The sequence below is a fragment of the Saccharibacillus sp. O23 genome, from assembly GCF_002205895.1.
GTDB lineage: Bacteria > Bacillota > Bacilli > Paenibacillales > Paenibacillaceae > Saccharibacillus.
On sequence record NZ_NJDE01000019.1, the window covers coordinates 99,002 to 119,021 of the forward strand.

15 protein-coding genes are annotated in these 20,020 nt (G+C 57.1%); 11 read left to right on the plus strand and 4 right to left on the minus strand.

Features of this window, described 5'->3' with window-relative positions; genetic code table 11:
- Positions 1-66 precede the first annotated feature (66 nt).
- The 8 genes from CDO73_RS20635 to CDO73_RS20670 all read left to right on the plus strand — a co-directional run bounded on the left by CDO73_RS20635 (position 67) and on the right by CDO73_RS20670 (position 9,508).
- Positions 67-867 carry an NUDIX hydrolase gene (locus CDO73_RS20635; protein WP_088490442.1) on the plus strand — a complete coding sequence of 267 codons (801 nt, stop codon included), beginning with the start codon at positions 67-69 and terminating at the stop codon, positions 865-867.
- Between the two features lie 41 nt (positions 868-908).
- The gene (locus CDO73_RS20640) at positions 909-1,448 is read left to right on the plus strand and encodes a cysteine hydrolase family protein (protein ID WP_088490412.1); all 540 of its coding nucleotides are present in this window, start codon (positions 909-911) and stop codon (positions 1,446-1,448) included.
- Between the two features lie 114 nt (positions 1,449-1,562).
- On the plus strand, positions 1,563-3,029 hold the full coding sequence (locus CDO73_RS20645) for a nicotinate phosphoribosyltransferase (RefSeq protein WP_088490413.1): 1,467 nt from the start codon (positions 1,563-1,565) through the stop codon (positions 3,027-3,029).
- Positions 3,030-3,294: 265 nt separating this feature from the next.
- Positions 3,295-4,290 (plus strand): 2-oxoacid:acceptor oxidoreductase family protein, encoded by a 996-nt coding sequence (locus CDO73_RS20650; protein ID WP_088490414.1) that lies wholly within the window; start codon positions 3,295-3,297, stop codon positions 4,288-4,290.
- Between the two features lie 30 nt (positions 4,291-4,320).
- On the plus strand, positions 4,321-6,627 hold the full coding sequence (locus CDO73_RS20655; RefSeq protein ID WP_088490415.1) for a thiamine pyrophosphate-dependent enzyme: 2,307 nt from the start codon (positions 4,321-4,323) through the stop codon (positions 6,625-6,627).
- Positions 6,628-6,815: 188 nt separating this feature from the next.
- A complete protein-coding gene (locus tag CDO73_RS20660; protein WP_088490416.1) occupies positions 6,816-7,817 on the plus strand; it encodes an acrylyl-CoA reductase family protein in 1,002 nt (333 codons plus the stop codon).
- Positions 7,818-8,076: 259 nt separating this feature from the next.
- A complete protein-coding gene (locus CDO73_RS20665) occupies positions 8,077-9,069 on the plus strand; it encodes a CobW family GTP-binding protein (RefSeq protein ID WP_088490417.1) in 993 nt (330 codons plus the stop codon).
- A gap of 94 nt (positions 9,070-9,163) precedes the next feature.
- Entirely contained in the window at positions 9,164-9,508 is a 345-nt protein-coding gene (locus tag CDO73_RS20670) for a four-helix bundle copper-binding protein (protein ID WP_088490418.1), read from the plus strand.
- A 100-nt stretch (positions 9,509-9,608) separates the two neighbouring features.
- Here CDO73_RS20670 and CDO73_RS20675 read toward each other — a convergent pair whose 3' ends face one another.
- From CDO73_RS20675 to CDO73_RS20685, 3 genes are all read right to left on the minus strand, one after another.
- Positions 9,609-10,520 (minus strand): carbohydrate ABC transporter permease, encoded by a 912-nt coding sequence (locus CDO73_RS20675; RefSeq protein WP_088490419.1) that lies wholly within the window; start codon positions 10,518-10,520, stop codon positions 9,609-9,611.
- Complete coding sequence (locus CDO73_RS20680) at positions 10,520-11,476, minus strand: carbohydrate ABC transporter permease (RefSeq protein WP_088490420.1); 957 nt, start codon at positions 11,474-11,476, stop codon at positions 10,520-10,522. The genes CDO73_RS20675 and CDO73_RS20680 overlap by 1 nt, the downstream gene beginning before the upstream one ends.
- A 105-nt stretch (positions 11,477-11,581) precedes the next feature.
- Positions 11,582-12,913 carry an ABC transporter substrate-binding protein gene (locus tag CDO73_RS20685; RefSeq protein WP_256972790.1) on the minus strand — a complete coding sequence of 444 codons (1,332 nt, stop codon included), beginning with the start codon at positions 12,911-12,913 and terminating at the stop codon, positions 11,582-11,584.
- A 557-nt stretch (positions 12,914-13,470) separates the two neighbouring features.
- Between CDO73_RS20685 and argS the strand changes: the two genes are divergently transcribed.
- The 3 genes from argS to CDO73_RS20700 all read left to right on the plus strand — a co-directional run bounded on the left by argS (position 13,471) and on the right by CDO73_RS20700 (position 17,779).
- Positions 13,471-15,156 carry an arginine--tRNA ligase gene (gene argS, locus CDO73_RS20690; protein ID WP_088490422.1) on the plus strand — a complete coding sequence of 562 codons (1,686 nt, stop codon included), beginning with the start codon at positions 13,471-13,473 and terminating at the stop codon, positions 15,154-15,156.
- A gap of 153 nt (positions 15,157-15,309) precedes the next feature.
- Positions 15,310-16,707: a branched-chain amino acid transporter BcaP gene (gene bcaP / locus CDO73_RS20695; RefSeq protein ID WP_373446995.1), complete on the plus strand. Its 1,398-nt coding sequence runs from the start codon at positions 15,310-15,312 to the stop codon at positions 16,705-16,707.
- A 130-nt stretch (positions 16,708-16,837) separates the two neighbouring features.
- Positions 16,838-17,779, plus strand: coding sequence for an S-layer homology domain-containing protein (locus CDO73_RS20700; RefSeq protein ID WP_088490424.1), 942 nt, complete (start codon positions 16,838-16,840; stop codon positions 17,777-17,779).
- A gap of 172 nt (positions 17,780-17,951) precedes the next feature.
- Here the strand turns inward: CDO73_RS20700 and CDO73_RS20705 are convergent, their stop codons facing one another.
- Positions 17,952-20,009: an ABC transporter ATP-binding protein gene (locus tag CDO73_RS20705; RefSeq protein ID WP_256972793.1), complete on the minus strand. Its 2,058-nt coding sequence runs from the start codon at positions 20,007-20,009 to the stop codon at positions 17,952-17,954.
- Positions 20,010-20,020: the final 11 nt, after the last annotated feature.

Genomic DNA, 20,020 nt, shown 5'->3' on the forward strand with positions numbered 1-20,020 from the left:
TAATGATAATATCATATTCGAAACTTGTAAGACCGATTTTATCAAAAAGCTGCGATGGTGATGCTGATGAACGAACAAAACGAAAAAAACGCGCAAGAAGAACGGGACGAGCAGATCAACTACGACGCCAAAAAGTATCGGACGCCCGACGGAGCGCCCGCGGACATCGTGATGTTCACGCTGACGAAACGCGAGCGCAAGACGGTGACCAAGACGCTTCCGCTGCGCGAGCTTCGCGTGATGCTGATCCGTCGGCGCGCTTGGCCTTATGCGGGAAAATGGGCGCTTCCGGGCGGATTCTCGCGCGACGACGAATCGTTGTACGAAACGGCGATGCGCGAACTCAAAGAAGAAACCGGAGTCGTCGGGCGTCATTTGGAATACTTGAGCGTCTACAGCGACCCGGGCCGCGACCCGAGAGGCTGGATCATCTCGCATGCGTTCTTCGCGCTGGTGGAAGAAGAAGTGTTAGAGAAGCGCCAAGCCGCCGACGATGCCGAAGAAGTGGGATTGTTCACGATCGAAGAAGCGTTGGAAGAACTGGACCTCGGATTCGACCACCGCGATATCATCGCCGACGCTTACCGGAGAATTCAAGAGAAAATGCTGCAAACGACGATCGCGCGCAAATTTTTGCCTCAAGAATTCACGCTCAGCGAGCTGTATCAGGTCATCAAGGCCGTCGTGCCGGATTTCGAAGAACCGAACTTTATCCGCAAGATCACGTCGACGCGCAGCCGCAAAGGCATTCTTGAAGAAGTGCGCGACGAGAACGGCATTCCGGTCAGCTCGAACCAGTATTCGCAGCGGCCGGCTCAATTGTATCGTTTTCTGGACAACGTTCCTCGTCTGTCGATCTATTCCTGAAGATTCGTCCGCTCGTAACAAGCGTACAAGGAGGAGTTCGAATGAAAGCTCTGATCGTGATCGATTATACCAACGATTTCGTGGACGGCAGCCTTCCGGTCGGAGAACCGGCTATCGCGATCGAAGACCGGATCGTCGCGTTGACGCAGCAATTCGCGGCCCGCGGCGATTATACGGTCATGGCCGTCGATCTTCACGAAGAAGGCGATCCGTATCATCCGGAGAGCAAGCTTTTCCCGCCGCACAATATTCGGGGAACCTCGGGAAGAGCGTTATACGGCCGATTGCAAGAGACGTACGACCGGCATCGAGACGACATCCATTGGATGGACAAAACGAGATACAGCGCCTTCGCGGGCACGGATCTGGCGATTCGGCTGCGGGCGAGAGGCATTACCGAGGTGCATCTGATCGGCGTGTGCACGGACATCTGCGTTCTGCATACGGCCGTGGACGCTTATAATCTGGGTTTCGATATCGTCGTGCACGAAGACGCGGTCGCCAGTTTCAACGCCGCGGGGCACGATTGGGCATTAGGCCATTTCCGAAGCAGTCTGGGAGCGGCAGTCGTAACGGGATAAAAGCGCGCATCGCGCTTGACGCCCCATATTCGAGAAGCAGCCGGCGGCCGCGCATCCGATCGCAACGACGGAATCGCGGCCGGCAGCCGGCGCGGGATTGAAGGAGGAGACGGTATGGAGACGCCAGGCATGGCTTTACATACGGACAAATATCAGATCAATATGATGTACGCGCATTGGATGCACGGCACGCACAAACATCGCGCGGTGTTCGAAGCTTATTTCCGGACCCTGCCGTTCGGCAACGGTTACGCCGTATTCGCGGGTCTCGAACGGATCGTCGATTATGTATCGAACCTGCGTTTTCACGAAGACGATCTTCGTTATCTGGCGGAGCAAGAAGAGAATTACGATCCTCGTTTCTTGGAAGAACTTCGCACGTTCCGCTTCGGCGGCAGTATCCATTCCATGCGCGAAGGCGCGATCGTGTTCCCGAACGAACCGCTGGTACGCGTCGAAGGTACCATCTTCGAAGCGCAGTTGATCGAGACGGCGCTGCTGAACTTCATGAACTTCCAGACGCTGATCGCGACCAAAGCGGCCCGGATCAAGCAGGCGGCCGACGGGGATACGCTGCTGGAGTTCGGCACGCGCCGCGCCCAAGAAGCCGATGCCGCCGTATGGGGCGCGCGCTCCGCTTATCTGGCCGGATTCCATGCCACGTCGAACATGATGGCGGGCAAACGCTTCGGCATTCCGACCAAAGGCACGCACGCCCATTCGTGGGTCCAGAGTTTCCCGAGCGAACAAGAAGCTTTCGATAAATACGCCGAAGTGCTGCCCGACGGTTCGACGCTGCTCGTCGATACGTTCGATACGCTTCGCAGCGGCGTGCCGAACGCGATCCGCACCGCGAAGAAACTGGAAGAGCGCGGCAAGCGCTTGAGTTCGATCCGGCTCGACAGCGGCGACTTGGCTTATCTGTCGATCGAAGCGCGCAAGATGCTGGACGAAGCGGGTCTGGATTACGTAAAGATCGTGGCTTCGAACGACCTCGACGAAAATACGATTACCGAGCTGAAAATGCAGGATGCGCGCATCGATATCTGGGGCGTAGGCACGCAGCTGATCACGGCGCATGATCAACCTTCGCTCGGCGGCGTGTACAAGCTGGTCGAACGCGAAGTCGAAGGCAAGATGGAGCCGACGATCAAGATCTCGGCCAATCCGGAGAAAGTGACGACGCCGGGCAAAAAAGAGGTCTACCGGATCATCGATCGCGGAACGGGCAAAGCGGTAGCGGATTACATGTGTTTCCCGGACGAACCGGAACCGCGCGAAGGACAACAGCTTAAACTGTTCAATCCGCTGCATACCTATATTCGCCGTTATATCAAAAATTACGAAGCGCAGAGCATGCTGGTGCCGATCTTCGAGGAAGGCCGTCTCGTTTACGAGATGCCTTCGCTGGACGAAGCCCGCGATTATCACGCTTCGCAGTTGAAGCTATTCTGGCCGCAGTACTTGCGCAAGCTGAATCCGGAAATTTACCGCGTCAATATCAGCGAGAAAGCTTGGAATCTCAAGCAAGGGCTGATCGACCGTTATATGGAAGAAAACGAAGCGCCGCAAGAAGGTTAAGCGAATCGGCGTTCGAACAAACGATCCGATAGCATCGGGGCAGAAAAGAAAGAGGTATAAGCAAAAGCGGGAGTTCCTTAGGGAAATCCCGCTTTTTTGCGTTTCGCATACAAACCGGGAAAGACGTTCGAGCGCGCGGTTGCGGCGAAAGCGGGACGAAAAGCGGAATCGCGCTTATTTCGGCAGGCTGCGCATGTGATTTTTGTTACAGTGACACCGCATGTAAATTGTTAAATTTAAAATAAAATACGGAGGGGGAAAAAGTGTGGCTGTACTGCCTGAAGTGAATCAACTCGGCTTTTTCGAAATCCGTCTGGAATCGATCGGGGGACTCGGAGCGAATCTGGCCGGCAAAATGCTGGCCGAAGCCGGGATCATCGGAGCGGGCATGGACGGAGTCAGTTTCTCGTCGTACGGTTCGGAGAAAAAAGGATCGCCGGTCAAAGCGCATATCCGTTTCTGCGAAATGGGGACGCCGATCCGCAGCGCGACGCCGATCGAGCATCCGCACGTCATCGGGATTTTCCATGAAGCGTTATTGAAATCGGGAGCGGCGTCGGGCGTGCTTCCGGGCGGCATCGTGCTGGTGAACTCCGCGCGCGAGGCCGCCCGAATCGCGGACGAAGCCGTGCTTAGCGGCTGCACGGTAGCCGTGTTGGACGCGACGCGCATCGCGCTCGAAGAAAAAAATAAAGTCAATATGGCCATGCTGGGCGGCTTGTTCCGTCTCTGCGGCTTCTTGGACCCGGCATTCATGAAAGACGTCATCGCCGCATCGCTGGGCAAAAAATATCCGCAGGCCGTCGAACAAGCGGTACGGGCGTTCGAACGCGGTTACGCGGAGGTCGAAATGTTGGAAGTCGCGCCGGCGGCGGAACTTCCGCTCGCGCCCGCTGCGGCGGCTCCGCTCGGTTATCTGAACCAGCCGCTCGGCGGCATGGTCGTCACGCCGGGCAGCAGCCTGCTCAAAGACCTCAGCGTCTCGCGTTCCGGCATGCTGCCGGCGTTCGACCGGGCGACCTGCATCGACTGCGCCCAGTGCGATACGGCTTGTCCGGATCTGTGCTTCGTCTGGGAAGAACAACCGGATAAGCGCGGCCGCATGCAGATGGTGCTGCAAGGCATCGATTATCAGTATTGCAAAGGCTGCTTGAAATGCGTCGAAGCCTGCCCGACCGAATCGCTGTCTCGGATGCTCGAACAAGAAGGTTATGCCGCAGCTCATCAGGTGAAACACCGCTTCGATCTGATCGAAGCCTGATTTCGACCGACCCGAAAGGAAGGAAACCGCATGGCAATCGATTATTCCAAAGAAGTCCGAGCCGGCCGCGTCAAGCAGCGGATGGTCTATGAATCGGGCAACGAGATGGCCGCGTATGCCGCGCACCAGATCGACTATCATATCATGGGTTATTTCCCGATCTCGCCTTCGACCGAAGTGGCGCAGCATCTGGACCTGATGAAGACGGAAGGCAAGCACGGCATCCGGCTGGTTCCGTCGGACGGCGAACACAGTTCGGCGGGAATCTGCTACGGCGCGTCCACCGGCGGCGGCCGGGTATTCAACGCGACAAGCGCTCAAGGCTACCTGTACATGATGGAACAGATGCCGGTACAGTCGGGAACCCGGTTCCCGATGGTGTTGAATTTGGTCTGCCGCTCGGTATCGGGTCCTCTGAATATCCACGGCGATCATTCGGACTTGTATTTCGCGCTGAACACCGGTTGGCCGATCTTGATGTGCCGCGATCCGCAGGCCGTCTACGATATGAACCTGATGGCGCTCAAGCTCGCCGAAGATCCCGAAGTGCGCCTGCCGGTCATGGTGGCTTACGACGGTTACTTTACTTCCCACCAGAAGCGCCGCGTGCAGACGTTCGAAGATCGCGCCGACGTGATGGCGTTCGTCGGAGAGAAACCGCCGGAAGGCTTCGCGCACGCGCTCGACCGCGAGAATCCGATCACGATCGGACCTTACATGAACGAACCCGATTATATCAATAACCGCTATCAGATGTCGCAGGCGATGTACCGCGCGGAATCCGTGTTCGAACGGATCTCGGCCGAGTATTTCGAGCTGACCGGCCGGGAGTACCCGATGCTCGATCTCTATCGCATGGATGATGCGGAAGTCGCCGTATTCGTGATGAACTCGGCTTCCGAGAGCATCAAAGACATCGTCGACGAACTGCGTTCGCAAGGCGTCCGAGCAGGTTCGATCGCGCCGAACATGATCCGTCCGTTCCCGCAGCGTCAGATCGCCGAAGCGCTGAAGAACGTCAAAGCGATCACCGTCGGCGACCGGGCGGATTCCTGCGGCGCCCACGGCGGCAATATGTTGAACGAGATCAAAGCGGCGCTGTTCACCTACGGCAACAGCTCCACGCAGGTGGTCGGCCGGATCTACGGTCTCGGCGGCAAAGAATTCATGGCCGAAGACGGCCGCCATTTCTTCGAGCTGGCGATCGAAGCCGCGCGCAAGAATGCCGTCGACGTCCCGTTCGATTTCTACGGCCATACGCCGGGCGATCCGGCGAAGGCGCCGAAACGTCTGCTCAAGCCGTTGAATTTCGACGCGTTGAAAACGGGCTTGATCACCGTCACGCCGAACGAAGAAACAGGCAAACTCGCGGTCAAGATTCCGCCGCTGCGCTCGCTGACCAAAAAGCCGAAACGGCTGGCTCCGGGTCACGGCGCATGTCCGGGCTGCGGCATTTTCTCGGGTCTCGAACTGTTCTTCAAAGGCATCGAAGGCGATATCGTGACGCTGTTCCATACCGGCTGCGCGATGGTCACGACGACCGGCTATCCGCATTCTTCGCACAAAGCGACGTATCTTCACAATCTGTTCCAGAACGGGGCGGCGACGCTGTCCGGTCTGGTCGAGATGTTCTGGGAACGCAAGCGCCGCGGCGAATTCGAAGGCATGGGGCTGCAGGAAGATTTCACGTTCGTGATGGTCACCGGCGACGGCGGCATGGATATCGGCATGGGGCCGGCGATCGGAGCCGCGCTTCGCGGACATCGCATGATCATCGTCGAATACGATAACGAAGGCTACATGAACACCGGCGCCCAATTGTCGTATTCCACGCCGCTGGGCCACCGTACGTCGACGTCCGGCGTCGGCAAGCAGCAGCAGGGCAAGTCGTTCCATCACAAAGATACGGCGCAAATCATGGCCGCTACGGGCATCCCGTACGTCTTTACGGGCAGCGAAGCGTTTCCGCAGGACCTGGTCAAAAAAGCGGCCAAAGCCCAGTGGTACGCGCAAAACGCCGGTCTGGTCTACGGCAAGATTCTGATCGCTTGTCCGCTCAACTGGATGTCGCCGGACGATCAAGGCGCGGTCATCGTGGATGCCGCCGTCAGCTCGAACTTCTTCCCGCTGTACGAAGTCGAGCAGGGCATCACGACGATCACTTACGATCCCGAAGCGAAAAACAAAAAAGTGCCCGTGAGCGATTGGCTCAAACGCATGGGCAAAACGCGCCATCTGCTCAAGCCGGAGAACGAAGCGGCTCTTCAAGAATTCGAACGCGAAGTGGATCGTCGTTGGAATCGTCTGAAAGCCAAACACGAACATCCGGATCTGTAAAAAGTCGCGATAAAGCGCCGGGCACGAAGGCGCCCTGCCGATAAGGCGGAACGGAAAGCGGCCGGAATCTACCGGCCGCTTTTGTGCTGCGCCGAGTGGGCAAAGAAAGAGTATGCGGCGTTTACTGGCATCGGGCGAACCGGAAGAGTAGGATAATACAGAAGGGTTATGAAGAGGAGGAAACAAAGATGACGGAAACATTTCGCGCTTATTGGTTGGAAGAAACGGAAGGAAAGGTAAACGGTTCGATCCGGAAGATCGCCGCTTCGGACCTGCCGCAGGGCGAGGTACTTGTACGGGTGCAGTATTCCGACGTCAATTACAAAGATGGACTAGCCAGCATCAAAGAAGGACGAATCGTCCGCGAATATCCGTTTATCGCGGGCATCGACTTGTCCGGCGAAGTGATCGCGTCGGAAGACGAACGTTTCGCGCCGGGCGACAAAGTGCTGTGCACGGGGTACGGGCTGGGGGTCTCGCATTTCGGCGGTTACAGCGAACAGGCGCGCGTGCCGGCCGACTGGCTGATCAAGCTGCCGGAAGGGCTGTCGCTGCGCGAAGCCATGATTCTGGGCACGGCCGGATTTACGGCAGGCATGTCCGTCGAAGCGATTCTCGGCGCCGGCATCACGCCGGAGAGCGGTCCGGTACTGGTGACCGGCGCATCCGGCGGCGTAGGCAGCGTGGCCGTCGCCATTCTGGCGAAACTGGGTTTCGAAGTGACGGCCAGCAGCGGCAAGGAACAAGAGTGGGAACTGCTGAAGAAGTTGGGAGCCGCGCATACGATCTCCCGGGAAGAAGCGCAGGCGCCTTCCAAAGGTCCGCTGGGAAAAGGGATTTGGGCCGCGATCGTCGATCCGGTCGGCGGCGCGGGTACGGGCGAACGGCTTAAAGCGGTTCGTTATCGCGGCGTGCTGGCTTTGTCGGGCTTGACGGGCGGCGGAGATTTCGGCACGAGCGTGCATCCGTTCATCTTGCGCGGCGTCACGTTGGCCGGCATCGATTCGGTCCAATGTCCGCTTCCGCTGCGCTTGGAAGTTTGGAACAAGCTGGCGACGGAATGGAAGCCGGATGCGCTGTTCGAACAAGCCGTGCACGAGCTGCCGCTCGAAGAACTGCCGGAAGCGCTGGCTCGCATCCTGAAAGGCGAGGCCGTAGGCCGTCAATTGGTCAAAGTGTCGGCGGAGTAAGGTTTTCGTTTGATCGCGAACCCGTGAACGGAGCGAAAAGCAAAAGTTCCAAGCGCGCGGCACAGGCCGCGCGCTTTTTGGCGATCGCTTTGCTGCGGATCCGTTCATGTCCGATGATTTATGCGATGCCGAAGCGGCGTTGCGCTTCGCGGCTCCGTATAGTACACTCAAACATCGGGAGCGCGGAGAAGCCGCCGGGAAAAGAAAGCCGGTAGGCGCATCCGATCGCACGTTTAGGTATATACGGGAGGTTTTACATATGAGCCAATCAATCGAAGTGCCGGTGTATCTGTTGTCCGGCTTTCTGGGCAGCGGCAAAACGACGCTGCTTCAGCGCCTGATCGCTTACTGGCAGGAGCAGGGGCTGAAGCCCGGCGTGATTATCAACGAACTGGGCGACGTCAATCTCGACGGGCTGCTGGTCGAGAAAGAAGTGCCGTCGGCAGAGCTGCTGGGCGGCTGCATCTGCTGCACGGTGCGCGAGGATCTCGCGGGCGAACTGATGATGCTGGTCGAGCGCGATCGGCCGGACGTCATATTGATCGAAGCGACCGGAGCGGCGAATCCGATCGATCTGCTCGATTCGGCGACCGAGACGGCGATGTATGCCGGCATCGATATCAAAGGGCTGATTACGGTAGCCGACGCCGCCCATCTGCTGGAGATGGCCCGGAACCGCGGCGGGCGCACGTATGCGCTGATGCAGGATCAGATCCGCTGCGCGTCGATCGTGCTGCTGAACAAAGTCGACCGGGTCAGCGAAGACGAGGCGGCGGAGCTGGAACAAGCCATCGAGGGTTGGAACGCTTACGCGCCGATTATCCGTACCGTGCGCTGCGAGACTGATCTCGCCGCGCTGCTCGCGGCGGGATTCACGTCGGAGCAATCGGCTGCCGGACTGCCCGAGAAGACGCCGTCCGGCGGATTCCGGATGCACGGTTCGGGACACGGCCATGTCACCTCGTATACGCACCGTTTCGCCCGCCCGATCGACAGCGTACGGTTCCAGGCATTGATCGACGCGCTGCCGCGCGAGATCTATCGGGCCAAAGGGCTGTTGACCTTCTCGGACACGGCCAGCCGGTTTCTGTTCCAATACGCGTTCCGCGAGCTGGATTTTATCAAAGTCACGCCTCAAGGACAGCTCGACGATATGGCGGTATTCATCGGCGAACATTTCTCGGCATCGGACCTGCGCGCCAAACTCGAAGAATTGGAAGCTTCCGCGCAGCCATTTCAAGACGACAAGTAAGCAGCGCGAAAGGGTTTCAGTTTTGTCATCTTTCGGGTAATAACCAACTACAGCAGGCCGACGAGCCTGAACCTTATACCGGGAGGCAAACAACATGACCAACCTGACCGTGACTACATACAAAGAGTGCATTGATGCTTGCATCCGCTGCATGAACGTCTGCAATACGAGCTACGTATCGAGCCTCAAAGGCCTTGATATTTTCGAACTTCGCGAATGCTTGCGTCTGGACCGCGAATGCGCGGATCTGTGCGGAATGGCCGTTCAAGCCATGACCCGCAACAGCCCGTTCGTCGCCGAGATCTGCGAGCTGGTCGCCAAAGCGTGCGACGCCTGCGCCGACGAGTGCATGAAGCATCCGCACGAGCACTGCCAAGAATGCGTGAAAGTATGCCGCGAATGCGCGAGCGTATGCCGCAGCATGCTGGTCGCGGCTTAAGCCAACTTCAGGAGCGGGCCGCTTCGGGCGAATCCGTTTCGACAGTCAAAAGACCTTCCGAGCCTTTGCGGCCGGAAGGTCTTTTCGCGTTTTCTTCGACTCAACCTTTGGTGCCCGCGGTCAAGTTCATGCCTTCGATAAAATACTTTTGGAACAGGAAGAACAGGACGATTACCGGCAGCAGCACGATGACCGAGCCGGCCATCAGATAATTCCACTGCGTCTGCACGCTGCCGCGGAACGATTGCAGTCCGATTTGCAGCGTGTATAAGACTTCGTCGTTAACGTAGAGCAGCGGACCGAGAAAATCGTTCCAAGCGCCGTTGAACGCGAAGATCGCGATCGCGGCCAACGCCGGTTTGGACAAGGGAATGACGATCCGCGCCCAAATGTACAGATGGTTGGCTCCGTCGATCTTCGCCGCTTCGGTCAATTCTTTGGGAATGCCCATGTAGAACTGCCGAAGCATGAAGATGTAGAAGGCGCTGCCGAGAAACTGCGGGATGATCAGCGGATAATAGGTGCCGACCAGATGCAGCTTCGAGAACAGCACGTACTGCGGAATCAAGGTGACGAAGCCGGGAATCATCATCGTCGCCAGCAGCACGGAGAACCAGAACTTTTTGCCGCGAAAAGAAATCCGGGCGAAGCCGTAAGCGATAAACGAATTGACCAGTACGTTGCCGACGACCGCGAAAAAGGCCAACATCAGCGTGTTGAACGCATAGAGCGTGAACGGAGCCGCATGCCAAGTATGAACATAATTTTCGAAATGAAACTCTTTAGGAATAAAAGTCGGCGGATACTGCGCGATTTCCTGCGGCGACTTGAGCGAAGTGGAGATCATCCACCACAGAGGCAGCAAGAACAGCAGGCTTCCGGCCGACAGCAAAACAAACACCAGCACTTCTCTCGGCGAACGCCGGCGTTTGCCGACCGGAACGCTGTAAGCATCGATCTTCGGCGCGCCGCCGGAACTTTTCCCGGTAGCGGGAGCTGCGGAACGGTTCATCAGTCTTCGCCTCCTTCGTAATACACCCAGCGTTTGGACATCCGAAGATTGATCAGCGTCAGCACCAGCACGATCGCGAACAGTACCCAAGCCATCGCCATGGCGTATCCCATATCGAACAGCTTGAAAGCCTGATTCCACATGTACAGGTTATAGAAGAGCAGCGAGCCCATAGGGCCGCCGCTTCCGCTGTCGGTCATGACATAGCCTTCCTGAAAGATCTGGAACCCGCCGATAAAACTGGTCACCACGTCGAAAAAGATGACCGGCGAGATCATCGGAAGCGTGATATGCCAAAAACGGCGGAAAGCGGAAGCGCCGTCCAATTTGGCCGATTCATAGAGCTGCGAGGGAACGCCCTGCAGGCTCGCCAGATACAGCAGCATGCCGCCTCCGACGCTCCACAGCTTCATCATGATGATCGCCGGCTTGGTCCACATCGGATCGCTCAGCCACGCGGGACCGGGAATGCCGACCCAACCGAGCATCGTATTGATCAGCCCGGTCGACGGGTTCAGGAGTTGAATCCACAGGAAATAGACGCCGACGCCCGACAGCACGGCCGGCAGATAATAGATCGTCCGAAACACCCGCATGCCGGCGATCCGTTCGTTGAGCATCAGCGCCAGCAGCACCGAACCGATCGTGGTCAGCGGAACCATCAGCGCGACGTAGAAAAGGGTATTATAAAGCGATTTCCAAAACAACGGATCGTCCCGGAACATTCGCGCGTAGTTGCCGAGTCCGATAAAATCCATGCGCGAGGTGACGTCGTAATTCGTGAAGCTGCCGTACAGCGAGAAGAGCATGGGGAACAGCGTGATACCGAACAGGCCGATCAGCCAAGGGAGAATGAACAGATAACCCTGAAGCTCTTCGCGTCGCGCCAATCTGGACCGTTTTTTCTTTTGCGGTCCGGACGCGCCTGGCTTGAGCGTTTCCGCGGTCGTTTTCATGACGAACCTCCTTCGTAAAAGGGTAAGGAGCCGCGTACCGGTCTCGACCGGAAGCGGCTCCCGCTTTGCAGGAATTCTCGAGTGCGACATATAAGGCTTGAAGATTTATTTGCTTTTCGCCATTAAGGCTTGAACGTCTTTTTCCGCGCCTTGAAGCGCTTGTTCCGGCGTTTCTTTGCCCAAGAACACGGCGTCCGTATGCGGATTGATCAGATCTTTGTAACCGGAAGCGCTGAGCGGAACCTGAAAGACTTTCGTATCGGCGAGGTTCTCGACGGAAGCTTTGTAGACCGCGTTTTTGTTCGCTTCCGGATCTTCCGCCGCTTCGATATTGGCGACGTTGTCGAAGTTCTTGAGCGCCCAATATTTCTGCGCGTCGACGCCCGTCAGGTATTTCATGAATTCCCACGCTTCGTCCGGGTGCTTCGCGCCTTTCGGAATCTCGACGACGAAACCGCCGCCGCTGCTCCAATGGCCCGAGCCTTCTTCGCGTTCCGGAATCGGCGCGACGCCGATCTCGAGATCTTTGCCGAATTCTTCGATCTGCGTGTTATAGGTGCCGGTCTGAATATACATCGCGACTTTGCCGGAGATGAACGGATCGCTGACTCCGCTGCCGAAATCGGCTTTCATGGCGTCCACGGTCTGGCGGCCCAGACGGTCCTGCCAAGACTTCAACCATTCCAACGTGGAGATTTTGCCCGGGGTATCGAAGGCAAGTTGGTCGTTTTCTCCGAAATAGCCGTTTCCGCCGTCGCCGTTGATCAGCCAGCTGTCGACGCCGAAATCTCCCCAGAGCGGATAGAAGCCGACGCGTTCATAAGTACTGCCGTTTTTCTTGTCCAACTTCTGCGCGTATTCTTCGAGCTGCTTCCAAGTTTGCGGCGGCTGCTTCGGATCGAGACCGGCTTCTCGGAACGCTGCCTTGTTGTAATAGAGCAGACGGGTATCCGTATTGAAAGGAAGGGCATAAGCTTTGTCTTCGTACAGCACGTTTTTCCATAGTTCCGGATAAAACTGCTTTTCGATATCGTCTTTGCTCAGGTATTCAGACAGATCGGTATTTTGGTTTTTGCTGGCGCGCAGGTTGACGTCCGCGTAGTCGTTGATGATGACGTCGGCCGGATTGCCGGCAGCGATCGAAGCCAGATTTTTGGTCCAGATATCTCCGAAGGGCAGGTATGTATGTTTGACCGTGATTCGATCCTGCGAATTATTGAAGTCTTCGATGATTTTTTCGATGATCGGACGGCGGGTTTCCGAACCCCAGAACGTCCAGAAATCGATCGTGACTTTTTCGGCCGTGCTTTCGTTTCCGCCGCTGGCGGCCTTCGGCGCTCCGCTGGAAGAACGCGATTCGGGCGTACAGGCGGCAAGCAGCAGCACAAGCGACAGCGCGGCTAGCCCTAAGAGATAAGACAGGCGTTTCGGTTTCAAATCGATGATTCCTCCTCTTGATGAAATGATGCGCTGAGTTCGAAACCGGATTTCCGACATCACGCCTTATAGATTACACATGCTGATCTTGCTTGAACCCTGTAAAGCGTTCTCTTTTACAAAAAAGTAGACTTTTCCTTCGGAAAAAGCAAACTCCCTGAATACGGAAAAACCGAAATCCGCTTGCTTATTCGCCTGCAACCTTCTATAATGTCGGGAAAGACTGATCGACAACGTCCATGAACGGGAGAGTATCCGAAGACGCGTCAGCGGCAGCAGCGAGCCGGGAGGGTGGGAGCCGGCGCCGCGCGATTCGGAGAAGCGCGCCCGGGAGACGACGGTTCGAACGAACGCTTTGCTTGCCGCAAGGCTTCCGCGTAGAATCGCCCGGTCACGGCGCCGTTACCGCCGCTCGAGAGGCCGGGTCCGTCCGTTTGGACGGCGCCGGGCTATAAGAGTGGTACCGCGGGATCGAAAGCTCTCGTCTCTTTTTTGGAGACGAGAGCTTTTTGGCGTGTTCGGACACCGGTGTCGAAATGATAAGGAGGACGAAATCGATGGTATTATCGCAGATCGGCGCAGCGCTCGATACGCTGCTGGAATGGGAGCAAGGAACGGCGGAGCCGATGTTGGAGCTGCCGCCCGATCCCGGATTGGGAGACGCGGCGTTTCCGTGCTTCTCGCTGGCCAAGACGCTGCGCAAAGCGCCTCAGCAGATCGCGGCGGAGCTGGCGCGGCGCTTCGCGCTGGAAGGCGTGGAAGCCGAAGCGGCAGGGCCGTATCTGAATTTCCGGTTGAACCGGGCGGCGTATGCGGCCGCGCTGCTGCGCGAAGCGGAAAAGCAGCCTCGCTGCGGTACGGGCGAGACGGTCGTGATCGACATGTCGTCGCCGAATATCGCCAAGCCGTTCGGCGTCGGTCATCTGCGCTCGACGGTTATCGGCGCCGCGCTCTACCGGATGTATGCCGAAGCGGGCGATCGTCCGATCAGCGTCAACCATATCGGCGATTGGGGCACCCAGTTCGGCAAGCAGATCACGGCGTACAAACGTTGGGGCAGCGAAAAGAAATTGAACGCTGCGCCGATTCGCGAATCCTTGGACCTGTACGTCAAGTTTCACGATGAAGCTCCCGACGATCCGAGTCTGGAAACGGAAGCGCGCGAATGGTTCCGGAAGTTGGAAGACGGCGACGAAGAAGCGCTGCGGTTATGGCGGTATTTCGTGGACGTCAGCTTGGCCGAATTCGACCGCATGTACGAGCGCCTCGGCGTCTCGTTCGATAAAGTGCTGGGCGAGAGTTTCTATAACGACAAGATGGGCAAGGTCGTCGACGAGCTTCGGGAACGCGGACTGCTGGAAGAAAGCGACGGCGCGCAGGTCGTCCGGTTGGACGACCAAGACATGCCGCCGTGCCTGATCCTCAAATCCGACGGCACGACCATCTACCCGACCCGCGATCTCGCGACGGCCGTTTATCGCCACGATCAGCTGGGCGCGCAAAAGCTGCTGTACGTCGTAGGCGCGGAACAAACGCTGCATTTCCGTCAAGTGTTCGCCGTGCTGCGCAAAATGGAGCGGAAGTGGGCGGACGACTGCAAGCATATCCCGTTCGGATTGATGAAGTTCGAAGGCAAAAAGATGTCGACGCGCCGGGGCAAAGTCGTCTTTTTGGAAGAAGTGTTGGACGAAGCCGCGGCGCGGGCGTCCGCGATCATCGAACAGAAAAATCCCCAGCTTCAAGATCGTAAGGCCGTTGCCGAAGCGATCGGAATCGGAGCGATCATTTTCGGCGATCTGAAAAATAACCGGATCGGGGAGATCGACTTTTCGTTGGAGGAAGCGGTGCAGTTCGAAGGCGAGACGGGACCGTACGTGCAATATACCCATGCGCGGGCATGCAGCGTGCTGCGCAAAGTATCGGCCGATTCGTTAACGGACGCTCCGACCTTGCCCGAAGCTCTTGCGAAGTATTCGTGGGACGAAGCGTCGTGGGAACTGCTGAAACGGCTCGGCGACCACGAAGAGGAGTTGAGACGTGGACTGCGTCGGCATGAACCGTCCGTTCTGGCCCGTTATGCGCTGGATCTCGCCAAGCTGTTCAACCGCTTCTATCATCATAATAAAGTGCTGACGGATATCGGGCATGAACGGACGGTAAGAGCGGAACTGACCCGGTTGGCGGCGCTGCGCCTTCGTCGGTCGCTGGACTTGCTCGGCATTCGGTCGCCCGAAGAGATTTAAGACAATCTTGAACATTTTATTACGTTAAAGGAGCAAATGTTCAATATTTTAACGCGGTGAAATGTAGGAATGCGTAGTTTTCCGTAGGCAGGGGTTAAGATGATCTTAAAATGTCATTATACCTTACAAACGGAAAGGATTTTACGTATGGGCATGATCAAAAAACAGTCCTCTTTGTTTCGCCGCAAAACGATCGAGCAGCATGAAAGCAATCTGAAACGGGTATTGGGACCGCTTGACCTCACCACGCTCGGCATAGGCGCGATCATCGGAACGGGGATTTTCGTATTGACCGGCGTCGCGGCCGCGAAATACGCGGGGCCCGGCCTCGTGTTATCGTTTATGCTTGCCGGAATCATCTGTACGTTCGCCGCGCTGTGTTATGCCGAATTCGCTTCGACCGTGCCGGCCTCGGGCAGCGCTTATACTTACAGTTATACGACGTTCGGCGAACTGATCGCTTGGATCTTGGGTTGGGACCTGATTCTGGAGTACGGGTTCGCCAGCGCGGCCGTTGCCAGCGGATGGTCGGGATATTTCCAAAGTCTGTTGGCCGGTCTGGGCATTCATCTTCCTCACGTGCTGACCGGCGCGTTCAATCCGGAAAAAGGCACTTATATCGACGTCACCGCGGTCGTGATTACGATGATCATCGCTTTGCTGCTCACTCGCGGCATTCGGGAAGCGTCGCGCGCCAACGGCATCATGGTCGCGATCAAATTGGTCGTCGTGTTGATCTTTATCGGCGTCGGCGTCTTCTACGTCAAGCCGGATAACTGGCATCCGTTCCTGCCGTTCGGATTCCAGGGGGTAGCCGCAGGAGCGGCGACGGTCTTCTTCGCTTATATCGGATTCGACGCGGTATCGACGGCGGCCGAAGAAGTCAAACGTCCGCAGCGCGACCTGCCGATCGGCATCATCGCTTCGTTGGCCGTCTGCACGGTGCTGTACATCATCGTTTCCTTGATTCTGACGGGCATCGTGCCTTACCATATGTTGAACGTCAGCGATCCGGTCGCGTTCGCGCTCGAGTTCGTCAACATGAACGGCATCGCTTGGATCATCTCGCTCGGAGCGATTACGGGGATCACCACCGTACTGCTGGTGATGATGTACGGTCAGACGCGCCTGCTGTATTCGATGTCCCGCGACGGACTGCTTTCCCCGGTCTTTTCGAAAGTCAGCGGAAAAAGCGGCACGCCGGCGGTCGGAACTTGGATTTCGTCGGTGGTCATCGCCTTTTTCGCCGGATTGATTCCGCTCGACCATCTGGCCGAACTGACCAATATCGGCACGCTGTTCGCGTTTACCATCGTCAGTATCGGGATCATCATGCTGCGCCGCACGCAGCCGGGCTTGAAGCGCGGGTTCCGCGTTCCGTTGGTGCCTCTGATTCCTATTCTCAGCGCTTTGGGATGCGTCTATCTGATGTTCCAACTCAAGGCGCTTACGTGGTATACGTTCCTGATCTGGCTCGTCGTCGGCTTGGTCGTCTACTTCCTGTACGGCCGCCGTCACAGCCTGCTCAATCCGGATCGGGCTTCCGAATAACCGAATAAAGGCAAAGCGAAAAGCCCTCTTCGGCATTGAAGAGGGCTTTTTTCGAATAGACTGCAACCTTTTTCGGAGAGCGGTCGTCTGGAAGATTGAGAACGAGAAAAATAAGAAGAGGTGACCGGAAATGAAAAAAACAATTAAAGCTTGTGCCGCTCTGGTGATGGCAGGATCGTTCGCGTTTGCCGCTTCGGCGTCCGCATACAGCGACATCAAGGATGACAATAACGCCAAGGTTGCGCAATCGCTGCAGCAGATGGGCGTCATGAAAGGAATCGGCGAAGATCGTTTTGCGCCGGCGCTCGATCTGACCAACGCTCAAGCGATCCAACTGATCGTGAACGCCTTCGAGATGAAAACGAACCCGGGCGTCGATTATAAACCGGACCCTTCGTTCAACACCAATGCTTGGTATGCCCCGGCTTACGAAGCGGCGCTGCATAACCAAATCAAGACGGTGACGAAAAGCGACTCGCCGAGCGCCAAGATCACGCGCGAAGCTTTCGCCAGCCTGCTGCTGGAAGGCATCAATACGACCGGCCAATATCCGACGACGAAGATGTACATCTTCTTCGACGACGAGAAAGAATTCACGGGCGATCACCTGGGCGCCGTTCAGATTCTGGGCAATATGAGAATTCTTTCTCCGGGCGGCGATTTCCGTCCGCAGGAACCGATCACGCGCATGGAAGCGGCGCAATTGGTGTATAATGCCATTGAGTTCATCAATAAAGTCGGCGGAGGCCAAGACAACGGATCCGAAGACGGAACAGGAGCGATCGACGTGAGCGTAACGACGAACACCGAAGCGGACGGACGCGTCAAAGCGACGCTGAAAACTTCGCTGCCCAATCCGGGTTACGGTCTTAAGATCAACGGCGTGAAATACGAAAACGGCAAAGCGATCGTGCAGTATTCGATCTCCAAACCGCAGCCGGGCATGATGTATCCGCAGGTCATTACCGAAGCGGAAGCTTCGACTTACCTGACCGGCACGTACAGCGAAGTCGTAGCCGAGCGGATCGACGGAGGCACGACGCCTATCTCGGACGCGAAATCGTTGAAGTAAGTTTGCGGGAAAATCCTTCTCGGGCAAACGGAAAGCCGGACCTTCGGGTCCGGCTTTTTTGACGTTGAATGCGAAGAGGCGGACAGACAAAAGACCGCGAACCCGATGCTTCCGAGCGGGGTTCACGGTCTTTTGATTTTTGAAGCTTTCTCGTGCAGAGAAGCAGAAGGGATCAATCCGCTCCGCTTGCGCCGCGGAACGCCGGACTGGAATCGAAGCCGGATTCCGGCTTGCCGGTCACGGGCGCGATCGAATCGCCGCCGCCCTGCTGAAGCTGATACATCTGGAAATAACGGCCGCCGTGCGCCATCAGTTCTTCGTGATTGCCGCGTTCCACGATCTCGCCGCGATGCAGGACCAAAATCTGGTCCGCGCTGCGGATCGTCGACAAGCGGTGCGCGATCACGAAAGTCGTGCGACCTTGTTTGAGCACGTTAAGCGCGGACTGGATCAGCGCTTCGGTCTCGGTATCGATGTTCGCCGTCGCTTCGTCGAGGATCAGAATCGCCGGATCGAAAGCGAGCGCCCGCGCGAACGAGATCAGCTGCCGCTGTCCGGCGGACAAGGTGCTGCCTTTTTCGATTACGGGTTCGTCGAAACCTCCCGGCAGATCGGACAGAATCTTGTCGGCGCCGACTTCGCGCAGCGCTCGTTCGACGCGCTCGCGGCTGATGCGTTCGTCGCCCAGACTGACATTGGACGCGATCGTACCGGTGAACAGATACGGATCTTGCAGCACGATGCCCATATGTTCGCGGATATGCTGCTTGGGCAAATCGCGCACGCTTTGTCCGTCGATCGTGATCGTGCCTTTTTGCGGATCGTAGAAACGGAACAGCAGGTTGATGATCGAGCTTTTGCCGGAACCGGTATGGCCGACCAGCGCGACCGTCTGTCCTTGTTTCGCTTCGAACGAGATGTTTTTGAGGACATAATCCTTTTTGTAAGCAAAAGATACGTCTTCGAATTTGACGTTACCTTTGTAGCGCGGCATGCTGCCGTCCGTCACGTTCTCGCCGGGTTCGTCCAGCAGTTTGAATACCCGTCCGGCCGAGACCATCGCGGAATCGAGCACCGCAAGTTGATTGACCATGCCGGTAATCGGCTGGAACAAGCGGCCCAGAATATCGACGAACGCGTACAGAGCGCCGAGCGAGATCAGGGAAGCCGCTCCGTTGATCGTCGAAGAACCGAAATACCAGATCACGACGGTGAACGACAGATTCCGCAGCACGTTGACCAAGTTGTGCGACGTGAACGAGTTCAGGTTGAGCATTTTGTTCTGATGTTTCAAGTAATCGCCGTTCAGCTCTTCGAACTCGTCGCGCGTCTGCTTCTCGCGGCGGAAGACGCGGATAATCGACATGCCTTGAATCGACTCGTTGATGATCGCGTTCAGCTCGCTGAGCCGGGAACGGATAATCGTATTGTATTTCGTCGCGACTTTGCGGTAGAGATAGATCCACAAGACGATCAGCGGCACGATGAAGAGCGAGACCGCCGCCAATCGCGGATCCAGAATGAACAGCGCGACATAGATGCCGGTGATGTACACGATGCCCGTCGTAAAGTTGGAGAGCACCGCGATAAACAGATCTTTGACCGCTTCCGTGTCGTTGGTGACGCGGGAGACCACTTTGCCCGCAGGCAGGTTGTCGAAGAAATGCACCGGCAGACGCTGGATATGCGCGTACAGATCCAAGCGAAGTTTCTGAATGACCCGATTGGCCGCCGATTGCAGCCAATACGTTTTGCCGAACTCCATCGCGATCGAGATCGCAAGGAACATCAGGTAGAGCAGGATCAGTTTCATGATGCCCGGAATCTCGGGCGTGTAGAAGTCGAACAGCTCCTGCTTGGACAGCTTCGCGGCCGGATACGTATCCGTACCTTGAGCCGTCCGGATCGTCAATGTGCCGTTATCGAAGCTGCGGTCGCCTTCCGGCGTCGGTACGGCTCCGTCGACGAACACGAAACCGCGGCCGACTTGAAGCACGCGCGCTTCTTCGCCGCGAGTCTCGTCAGCTTCGAAGCGGTCGCCGCGTTTGTAATAGCTGCCTTGGTACGGAACGGCCCCTTCTTCGGTCTGAGAAGTTTGATAGAAAGGTTTTTCGATGCCCATCATATGGTCGTCGATCATCGTTTTGGCGATGAACGGGCTGGCCAGTTCGGCACCGACGCCGATCGCCAGCGCGATGATGGCGGCGATAAACGTGCCTTTGGCGTTCATCGCGTATCCGA